The sequence below is a fragment of the Devosia sp. genome, from assembly GCF_017307565.1.
In the GTDB taxonomy this organism is placed as follows: Bacteria; Pseudomonadota; Alphaproteobacteria; order Rhizobiales; family Devosiaceae; genus Devosia.
On the sequence record NZ_JAFKHD010000515.1, the window covers coordinates 1 to 9,761 of the forward strand.

The following is a 9,761-nucleotide window of genomic DNA, read 5'->3' on the forward strand; positions in this document are numbered from 1 at the left end:
GGCACTGCTATTGCTCGGCGTGTCGGCGACCGTGATCGGCCTTGCCATGCCCGCGCGGGCGCAGGTCGATACGGTGAGCTACGGGGACGGGGACGTAAACACCACGCCGATCGTCATGACGCGCCAGACCGTCGGGAACGTGGCGCCCGATGAAGCAGCGACCCAGTCGGGTGCGATTTCGGGCGCCTACAAGTTCAGCAAGGCTGGCTTCGGCACCCTGATCCTTTCCGGTGCCAACACGTTTTCGGGCGGCCTCGACGTCAATATGGGCACGATCGTTCTCGCCCATCGCAACGCGGCGGGCACCGGCCCCATCTCGATGCTCGACGGAACACGGCTGCGTTTTGACCTCAACGATTTCGGCCTGACCAACCAGGTCAACCTGACCGGTACCGCCGAATTCATGGGCGACCGCGTGACCGCCAGCGGCCTGATCAGCGGCGACGGACGCCTGCTGGTCAATGCCGATCTTACGCTTTCGGGGAACAACACCTATTCGGGTGGCACCGATCTCGCGACGGGGCGGCTGACGCCATTGTCCAACCTGGCGTTCGGCACCGGCGCGGTGACGATGGCGCACAACACCATCCTCTATAACAGCACCGGACCGATCAACCTCGCCAACGACTTCGTGCTGGTGGGGAGCAATCGCTACCAGTACTTCCAGACCGGCAACACCCTGACACTGACCGGCGTCATCTCGGGTGCAGGCAATCTGGTCAAGACCGGCGCGGGTACGCTCGTACTCAGTGGCAACAATACCTATTCCGGTGGTACCAGCCTGCAGGGCGGTACGGTCACCGCCAATTCCGATAGCGCCTTCGGTTCGAGCGACATCTACTTCCAGCAGACGACCCGACTCAACTATGCGGCCGGGGTGACGCTTGCCAATTCGCTGCAGACCGGATCGGCCAGCGGCGCGGCTGTGCTGAACGTCGATACCGGCACGGCAACCCATTCAGGCGGCATCTGGGGGTCGGCGCTCGGCGGCGGCTACACCAAGACCGGCAATGGCGAACTGGTTATCACCGGCATCACCGGCTTCGGCGGCAACACCAATATTGTCGGCGGCACGCTGACGGGGGGCGAAGAGAACTCCCTGGGTGTGGAATCGCTGCACATCCTGGGCACCAATACCCGCCTGCGCCTTGCAGCGAGTCAGCAGATCGGCGGCATCTCGGGCGGCACGACCGCAACGCTGGAGCTGGGCGACAACGTGCTGACGCTCGATCCGCAGAAGACCACATCGACCTTCCAGGGCACGGTGACCGGTTCGGAAGAGTCCGGCATAGTGATGATCGGCTCGCGCCTGCTTTCGCTCGATGGCGACAATGAAACCTATACCGGCTTCCTGCGCATCGAGAACGGCCCGGTCAGCGTCGACGGCGATTTCAGCGGCATGCGTGTCATCCAGAATGGCGGCACGCTCTCGGGCAATGGTCGCCTCGACGAAGTGGTGATCAATGGCGGCGTGCTCGCCGGCTATGACGGCTCGCGCCTGACCATGGACGCGCTCGCGCTTGGTGAAGATGCGCATATTCTCGCCCAGTTCGGCGCGATGAGCGGCCTTGGCCTCTTTAACGTCAATGGTGATCTGGTGCTCGATGGCACGCTCGACATCGAGGATGTCGGCGGCTTCGATCCTGGCATCTATCGCCTCTTCGACTATGGCGGGCGCCTGACCGACAACGGCCTCGACATCGGCGCCGTGCCGGCCGGATACACATCGGGCGACCTCAAGGTCCAGACCAGTGTGGCCGGGCAGGTTAACGTGCTGCACGCTTCGGCGGGCGCCGGCGACACGCTCTTCTGGGATGGTGGCGACTCCGCGCTCTGGAACAATGGCCTGATCGACGGCGGCAGCGGCACCTGGGGCAACGGTCACAACAGCTTCACCACGGCCGATGGCATCGCCAATTCCGAGCAGTCCCCGACACCGGGCTTCGTCGTCTTTGCTGGCAAGGCCGGCCAGGTCGATATCCCCGATAGCGTCGCGGTCACCGGCATGCAGTTTGCGACCAGCGGCTACTCTATCGAGGGAGGCATGATCGAACTCGCCGACGGCGAGAACATCGTGCGTGTCGGCGATGGTACCGCAGCGGGCGAAAACTATGTCGCAACGATTTCGGCTTCGTTCACCGGCTCGGGCACCCTGGTCAAGAGCGATCGCGGCACCCTGGTGCTCAACAACAACCGCAATGAACACTTCGGCGGTACCGAAGTGCGCGGCGGCACGCTTGAGGTCAACGGCGTCATCACTGAGATCACAGTGGGTGAAAACGGCCGTCTGCAGGGCTCCGGCGCCGTCGGCGACGCCCTTATCGGTGGCACGATCAGAGCCGGCAGCGCCTATCCCAAGGACCAGTCCCTTGCTCCGGCCGGGTTTGGTGTACTCTCCGTCCGGGGTGACCTGACGCTCACGGACACGAGCCGTTTCGAGGTTATGCTCGATGCTGCTGGCAATGCCGGTCTCGTCGATGTCGACGGCACCGCCTACCTTGGCGGGCGGGTCTTTGCCCTGGCCAGCGGCGGCGACTATTCCGCCGGGGTCGACTACACTATCCTGCGCGCCGAGGGTGGCATTGACGGCGTCTTTGACGGTGTCGGCGCCAATCTCGCCTTCCTCGAGGCGTCGCTGGCCTACAACGAAAACGACGTACGCCTGCACCTGGCGCGCAACGCTACTCTCTTTGCCGATATCGCTCAAACGGCCAACCAGCGTGCAACGGCTGGCGCGGTGGATGCGCAGGGCGCCGGCAATGTGCTCTACGATCGCGTGCTGACCTTCGATGCTGCCGACGCACGTTCGGCCTTCGACCAGCTCTCGGGCGAGGCGCAGGCTTCCGTCCAGGGTGCAATTCTCGCCGCAGGGCAGGGCGTCAGCACTGCCATGGAAGATCGCGTCGCAGCGGCCTTTGCTCGGCTCGGTGCGGTCAATGACGAGCAGGCCAAGGTCGGCGTTTCGCTCTGGAGCAGTGCGGCGGGTAGCCTGGGTGTGCTCGAAGCCAATGGCAATGCCGGCCGGACCGGCTTCAGCGCGGGCAACCTCTTCATTGGGGCCGACGCCATGTTCAACCAGAACTGGATGTTCGGCGCGATGATGGGCGTCGGCCAGACCGGCGTCAGCATGGCCGATCGTGGCGCCACGGCAAGCTCCAGCAACTACCATGCCGGTGTCTATGGCGGCGGCGAGATAGAGAACGTCACGCTCAAGTTCGGCGCGGCCTATAGCCAGCACGAAATGAAGGTGAACCGCACGGTGACCATGCCTGGCTTCACCGAGTCCCTCTTCAGCTCGCGCATGGGTGGTACGGGGCAGGCATTCGGCGAAATCGGCTACAAGTTCGCCTTCGACAGCGGCCTGATCCTCGAGCCCTTCGTCAACCTGGCCCATGCCAGCCTCTATACCGGCGGCTTTGCCGAACAGGGCGGCGCCTCGGCTCTCTCGGGCGGTGGTCAGCATGTCGGCACCACGAGCGTGACCATCGGTCTGCGCGGGGAAACCACCATTGCGCTGGGCGAAATCGAAGCCCGGGCACACGGCATGGTGGGCTGGCGTCACGCCATCGGTCTCGTCAACCCGACCTCGACCCATAGCTTCTCGAACGGCGCCGCCTTCACGGTTGCGGGCAGCTCGCTGGCTCAGGACGCGGCCATCGTTCAGGCTGGGCTCGACTTCAGCCTTAGCCCCCCAATGTCGATCTCGGCGTCGCCTATGACGGTCAGATCGGTTCCGGTCTGCAGCAGCACGGCGTGCGGGCAAACCTCTCGGTCAAATTCTGATCTTCCTGATGGCGGGCGAAAGCCCGCCGTCCCCTCTGTCTCTCCTCTCTCTCCCCTCTCATAGGTCACTTCATGATTTTCGGTTTTACCTGGGCGATGCTTCTCACCTTCTTCCTCAGTTTCTTCTTTTTCGCCGATGGCATTGTCAGCGCTATCGGCCCGCGCCCGATGCGCGAGAGCTTTGTGCGCTGGGGCTTTCCCGATTGGTGGCACCTGGTCAACGCGGCGGTGTGCCTGGTGATCGGCGTGTTGTTGCTGGTCCCGACGCTGCGCCCCTTCGGCTTCATGCTCGGGGCCCTCGAATGCTTTGCCATCTTCGCCGTGTTGATCCGCAGCAACGAGCCGGGTCACCTGCCGCCGAGCGTTTTTCTGCTGGGTCTGCTCGTCACCGGCTATTGGGGGCTTTATGGCTTCGCCCTGCCGCCGCTTGGTGTGGCATGACCATGTGGCAAAGGCCTTCCCTTGCAGAAAAAAATAGGGAACAACTTGTGCTCGGAACAGATGATCGCCCGGTGGTGAGCAGATTTGACCTCTCTTGTCCGGGCCGCATTGCTCGCCCTAGGGTGCCTCGGCTCAGTCGCTGAGCCGGTGCTCGCCGATACTCTCAATCTGGCGCACACCCCGCAGACCATCTACGCCTATCCAACGGCCTTCGGACCCATCGACCCAATTGCCATGGCCGATTGTTTCGAGGGCCTTTTGGCCGCTGATGCAAAGGGCGAGGCCATTCCCGGCCAGGCGGCATCGTGGACGATTTCGCCCGATGGCCTGACCTATACCTTTGCCCTGCGCGAGGGGCTTGGCTGGTCCAATGGCGACCCGGTGGTTTCGGAGGATTTTGTTGCGGCCTTCCGCTGGTTGTTCGATCCGGCCAATGCCTTTGAATTCGCCTATCTGCAGTTTCCGATCCGCAATGCATCGGCCATCGCCTCGGGGGCGCTGGGCATGGATCAGCTTGGGGTGAAGGCGCTTGATCCCCGGACGGTCGAGATCACGCTCGAACGTCCGGCGCCGCATTTCCTGCAGCTTCTTACCCATTCGACCGCCTATCCGCTGCCGAGCGCCTTGCTCGCGAGCAAGGGCAGAGTGGGGCTCGCCCCGGCGGACCTTGTCTGCAATGGACCCTATGTCATCACTGCGCGGGACGGCGAACTGACGCGGGCGGAGAAGTCGAAGCGCTATTATGACCGGTCGCAGGTCGAGATTGACGCGATCAACTACTATGCAGTGGACGATGTGCCGGCGGCGCTGGAGCGGTTCAAGATCGGCGAGATCGACATGTTCTACGATCTGCCGGTCAGCGCCAATGCCTGGATCGACGCCAATGCGGCGGGCGAAAGCCACGTGGCGCCGTTTCTCGGCCTCTCCTATCTGACGGTGAATTTCGATCGGTCGCCCTTCGATAATGTCGCCGTGCGCCGTGCGCTCTCGATGGCCATCGATCGTTCGCAGCTCGACCCGCAAGGGGTGCATTCGCCGCGCGCCGAGGCCTATGGCCTCGTGCCCGATGGAACGGCGAACTCTGCACCTGGCGGTTCCTATCGGCCTGAATGGGCGGATTGGCCCTATGAACGCCGTCTCGCCGAGGCGCGGGCGGCGCTTGAAGGGCTCGGCTATACGCGGGACAATCCACTCGCGATTGAAATCCACTACGCCAACAATGCGGACGATACCCACCAGCAGATGGTGCGTGCGATTTCCAGAATGTGGGGCGAGATCGGCGTCAAGGCCTCGCTCTACGACGCAGCGCCGCAGTCCTATCTTTCCGAGCTCCATGCCGGCGATTTCGACCTCGCCCGGCTCACCTGGTTCCTCGATGTTTCGGACCCTGCCAATATCCTTGAACTCATGGGATCAGCCTCGGAGTTCAATATGGGGCACTATCTGGGCGAGGGCGTCGATGACCTGCTCGCCCAGGCCAATGACGAGCGCGATCTCGAGCAGCGGGCGGCATTGCTGGCCGATATCGAACGGCGCCTTGTCGACGATGTCGCCATCATCCCGCTGCACTGGGCTATCGTGCGCAACCTGATTGCCGGGGGGCTTACCGGCATCGAGGACAACGCCAAGAATATTCACCCCTCGCGCTGGGTGCAGAAGGCGTCCCGATAGGGCGCGAAAGCGGACGATTTCGACCCGGCGCAAGCGCAGTTGATTTTGGGTTTCCATCGCAGATGTGGCATAATCGGCTCCGGCTCGAATGGGGGCGGGGCTATGCGGTCTATCTCAGCGATGGGAGGACGGAGCTGTGGACCAGAATATCGCCGCCTTTGTAGGAAGCATCCCCGAATTCTATGATCGTGGCCTCGGGCCGGTGCTGTTTGCAGACTATGCTGACCTGATGGCCGCGCGTGTCGCTGCCGTCGCGCCATCGTCGGTGCTCGAGATCGCCGCAGGTACCGGGATCGTCACCGAGGCGCTCCGAAAGCGATTGACCGCCACAACGCGCATCACGGCAACCGACCTCAATCCGCCCATGCTGGATGTGGCGCGACAGAAGCTCGAAAAGGCGAATGGCGTCGAGTTTCAGGCGGTCGATGCGCAGCAATTGCCGTTCGTCGATGCCGCGTTCGACGCCATCGTGTGCCAGTTCGGGATCATGTTCTATCCCGACCGGCCAAAGTCCTTTGCCGAGGCGCTACGGGTGCTCAAACCCGGTGGACACTATTTCTTCAGCGTCTGGGACGAGCATAGGTACAACCGCTATGCCGGCATCACCCACGATCTGGTGAAACGCACCTTTCCGGTGAACACGCCGAACTTCTATCACGTGCCGTTTTCCTGCGCGGCGATCGACCCGATCAAGGAAATGACCCTCGAAGCAGGCTTCACCCAGCTTGAGATCAGCGTCATGACCATCGACAAGACGGTTGCCGATCTGGACATGTTCTCCAAGGGGCTGATTTTCGGCAATCCGATCATCGGCCAGATCAACGAGCGGGGCCAAACAAGCGCCGAGACCATCCGGGGCGAGCTTCTGTCGCTGCTGAAGAGCGAATTTGGCCAGATGCCCGCCCAGGTGCCTTTGCAGACGCTCTTCTATCGCGCCACCAAGCCCGCCTAGGCCATTTGTGCCAGGACCGCGGCCAGTGCCGCTGCACCGGTGACGACGTGATCCGCACCCGCATGTTCCAGCGCCTTGGGTCGGCCGGGTCGGGGGTCGTTAGGATCGACAAAGCCGATGGAACGCATGCCCGCGGCATGGGCTGCGGCGATGCCATGAGCGCTATCGTCGATCATGACGCAGGCGTCGGGATCGACCCCGAGCTGGTCGGCGCAGTGGAGCAGCAGGTCCGGAGCCGGCTTGGGCCGGTCGACCATCTCCGCGCTATAAATGTGGGGGCTGAAAATCTCCCACAAGGCAGTATTGCCCAGGCTCTGCTGCAGGCGCCTGGTGCGGCTGTTGGACGCGACGCATTTAGGCAGGTCGAGTTGGGCGACCAGATCCACCATGCCGCGCATCGGCAGGAGGTCGGTGGCAAAGGCGTGTTCCAGCGCCTCGTGCCATTTGCTGAACGTGCCATCGACATCGGCAAGGCCATAGTCGTCGGCGCACATCTTGCGGATTGCGGGTTCCGAGTTTCCGGTAAAGACCCGCAGTGCTTCCTCGGCGCTGATGGCAATGCCTGCATCCTGAAGAGCCGTCGCCAGTGTGCGGCTGGCAATGGGCTCGCTGTCGATCAAGACGCCGTCGCAATCAAAGATGACGAGGCCAATATTCTGGCGGCTCATCGATCGGTCTTCCCATGCAGGGCAAGCGCACGAACGGGCTCGTCGGTCGTGATCTGGCGCAGGCCCAGAGACAGCCAGTAGCGAAGATCATCTTCGCTGTTCGGCACCCAGCCACCCAGACGGTCCAGCGGCACCATGTCGGTGATTTCGGCCCAATGCGCCTTGAGCACGGCGTTTTCAATCGCGATCACATCGGCGACCGCGAGACGGGTATTAAGTGCGCTTTGCAGGCCTTCCCGCTCGACGAGCGGGGCATGGAGGGAACTCAGTGTCCGCACGCCCGGTGCTGCCCTCCGGATATCGGCGAGGAGGGACGTTGTAAAACTCGTCAGGAAGGATTGCTTCCGCAGGCCACGCCGATCCACTGCCGCCAGCACCGCTTCGACGATGCCAGGATAGGGGACGCCATTCGCATCGTCCTTCAGCTCGATATGCAGCTCCACGTTTGTACCGGCATAGATTGCCAGAACATCGTCCAGCGTCGGAATGCCTTCGCTCGTACCTTTGAGGTGGACCGATTGCGCCGCGCCGCGGGGCAAGGCGGAGACCAGACCCGTTTCCATCGTCGTACGGTCAAGCGTCGGGTCGTGAATGACCAGCAATTCACCGGCACCGGTCAGATGCACGTCAAATTCGACGCCGTCGATCGCGAGGTCACGCGTCTTCTCAAACCCCGTCCGGCTGTTCTCGGCCCAGACGTTGCGGCCACCACGATGGCCAATGATCTTCGTCATTTCAGTAATACCAAGCGCCTGCGGTCAGAGACGACGGCCCGAGGCCGGGTCGAAGATATGGATGAGGTTCGGGTCGACCTTGAGGCGGATATCCTGGCCGGGCGACGGCACGGTCGTGCCGGCGCAAACCACGACGAGCTCGCGACCACCGGCCTCTACCGCCAGCTGCGTCTGAGCGCCCATGGGCTCCACGTAGAGCACCCTGGCGCTGATCGGTCCTTCAGGATCGAGCAGCAGATGTTCGGGCCGCAAGCCGACAAGGACGTCACCCTTGCCGGAGGAGCCCTCGGGCAGTCGCACTCGTGCGTCGCCAAGCTCGACGGCCGGGCCAACGTCAGACGTCGACAGCGTCGAGGGGAAAATATTCATCGCGGGTGAGCCGATGAAGCTCGCCACGAAAATGTTGGCCGGCCTGGAATAGACCTCGAGGGCGGTGCCGATCTGTTCGATCCGCCCGGCATTCATGATCACGACGCGATCCGCCAGGGTCATCGCCTCGGTCTGGTCATGCGTCACGTAGATCGAGGTGCGCGGCGTCTTGGTCTGCAGGGCTTTGATCTCGGAGCGCATTTGCACGCGCAACTTGGCGTCGAGATTGCTCAGCGGTTCGTCGAAGAGGAACACGGCTGGATCACGGACGATGGCGCGGCCCATGGCGACGCGCTGGCGCTGGCCGCCCGAAAGCTGGCCCGGGCGACGATCGAGATAGGGCTCGATATTGAGCACACGGGCGGCATCGAGCACGCGCTTTTCGACTTCGGCCTTCGGCAGGCCGGCGATCTGCAGGTTGATGCCGATATTCTGGCGCACGCTCATATGCGGATAGAGCGCGTAATTCTGGAACACCATGGCGATATTGCGCTCTTTGGGTGAGGCGGCGTTGACCACCTTTCCATCGATCAGGATATCGCCTTCGGTGATGTCCTCGAGCCCGGCGATCATGCGCAGCAGCGTCGATTTTCCGCAACCCGAAGGGCCGACGAGAACGACGAACTCGCCTTCCGACACTTCGAGATCGACATCATGCAGGACCTGCGTTCCGCCATAGTTTTTCTTGACGCCACGAATGGACAACGTACTCATGTCAAAACCTCCCTGCACGCGGGTGCAGATTACGTTGCAGCGTTATTGACGGTCAAGTAGTTATCTGGCGGTATGCGCGCATGAAGAAGAAAGAACCCGCATCAGCAGATGTGGCAAAACTGGCGGGCGTATCGCGCTCGGCAGTTTCCCGCACCTTTACGCCCAACACCTACGTGTCGGCAGAAACGCGCGCCAAAGTCATGGCCGCGGCCGAAATGCTGGGTTATCGACCCAACGCCATCGCGCGCTCGCTGTCCAAGCGCAGTAGCGGTCTCGTGGGGGTCGTCTGTTCAGATCTCAACAACCCGTTTTACGCGCAGCTCCTGGAGCTGTTGTCCGGCGCACTGCAAAAACGGGGACTGGGGATTCTGCTGCTGGTCGGCGATGCCTCGCGCATGGATGAGCTGCTCGAGCGGCTGCTCTTCTACC

The 9,761-nt window shown here is 62.7% G+C and carries 8 protein-coding genes; 5 read left to right on the top strand and 3 right to left on the bottom strand.

Annotated elements, in window-relative coordinates; genetic code table 11:
- From J0I64_RS22350 to J0I64_RS22365, 4 genes are all read left to right on the top strand, one after another.
- A partial coding sequence (locus J0I64_RS22350) for an autotransporter domain-containing protein (RefSeq protein ID WP_291412463.1) occupies positions 1 to 3,847 on the top strand: 3,847 nt, incomplete at its 5' end.
- Positions 3,848 to 3,855: 8 nt separating this feature from the next.
- Complete coding sequence (locus J0I64_RS22355) at positions 3,856 to 4,224, top strand: DoxX family protein (RefSeq protein ID WP_291412466.1); 369 nt, start codon at positions 3,856 to 3,858, stop codon at positions 4,222 to 4,224.
- Between the two features lie 84 nt (positions 4,225 to 4,308).
- Positions 4,309 to 5,895, top strand: a complete 1,587-nt coding sequence (locus tag J0I64_RS22360; RefSeq protein WP_291412468.1) for a peptide ABC transporter substrate-binding protein — start codon at positions 4,309 to 4,311, stop codon at positions 5,893 to 5,895.
- Positions 5,896 to 6,031: 136 nt separating this feature from the next.
- The gene (locus tag J0I64_RS22365; protein WP_291412470.1) at positions 6,032 to 6,847 is read left to right on the top strand and encodes a class I SAM-dependent methyltransferase; all 816 of its coding nucleotides are present in this window, start codon (positions 6,032 to 6,034) and stop codon (positions 6,845 to 6,847) included.
- Here the strand turns inward: J0I64_RS22365 and J0I64_RS22370 are convergent.
- From J0I64_RS22370 to ugpC, 3 genes are read right to left on the bottom strand one after another with little or no spacing between them, the layout of a single operon-like run.
- The gene (locus J0I64_RS22370; protein WP_291412472.1) at positions 6,844 to 7,515 is read right to left on the bottom strand and encodes an HAD-IA family hydrolase; all 672 of its coding nucleotides are present in this window, start codon (positions 7,513 to 7,515) and stop codon (positions 6,844 to 6,846) included. The two genes, J0I64_RS22365 and J0I64_RS22370, sit on opposite strands and share 4 nt — an antisense overlap.
- Positions 7,512 to 8,249, bottom strand: coding sequence for a glycerophosphodiester phosphodiesterase family protein (locus tag J0I64_RS22375; RefSeq protein WP_291412474.1), 738 nt, complete (start codon positions 8,247 to 8,249; stop codon positions 7,512 to 7,514). Before J0I64_RS22375 ends, J0I64_RS22370 begins: the two co-directional genes overlap by 4 nt.
- 24 nt (positions 8,250 to 8,273) lie before the next feature.
- Entirely contained in the window at positions 8,274 to 9,332 is a 1,059-nt protein-coding gene (ugpC, locus tag J0I64_RS22380; protein WP_291412476.1) for a sn-glycerol-3-phosphate ABC transporter ATP-binding protein UgpC, read from the bottom strand.
- Between the two features lie 80 nt (positions 9,333 to 9,412).
- Here ugpC and J0I64_RS22385 point away from each other — a divergent pair.
- Positions 9,413 to 9,761, top strand: a 349-nt coding sequence (locus tag J0I64_RS22385) for a LacI family DNA-binding transcriptional regulator (RefSeq protein WP_291412478.1), incomplete at its 3' end; no start/stop codon positions are given.

Excerpts from the sequence above, each read along its gene's own strand:
- J0I64_RS22355 (WP_291412466.1), top strand. The coding sequence starts at position 3,856 with ATGATTTTCGGTTTTACCTGGGCGATGCTTCTCACCTTCTTCCTCAGT.
- J0I64_RS22370 (WP_291412472.1), bottom strand. The coding sequence starts at position 7,515 with ATGAGCCGCCAGAATATTGGCCTCGTCATCTTTGATTGCGACGGCGTC.
- J0I64_RS22375 (WP_291412474.1), bottom strand. The coding sequence starts at position 8,249 with ATGACGAAGATCATTGGCCATCGTGGTGGCCGCAACGTCTGGGCCGAG.
- ugpC (WP_291412476.1), bottom strand. The coding sequence starts at position 9,332 with ATGAGTACGTTGTCCATTCGTGGCGTCAAGAAAAACTATGGCGGAACG.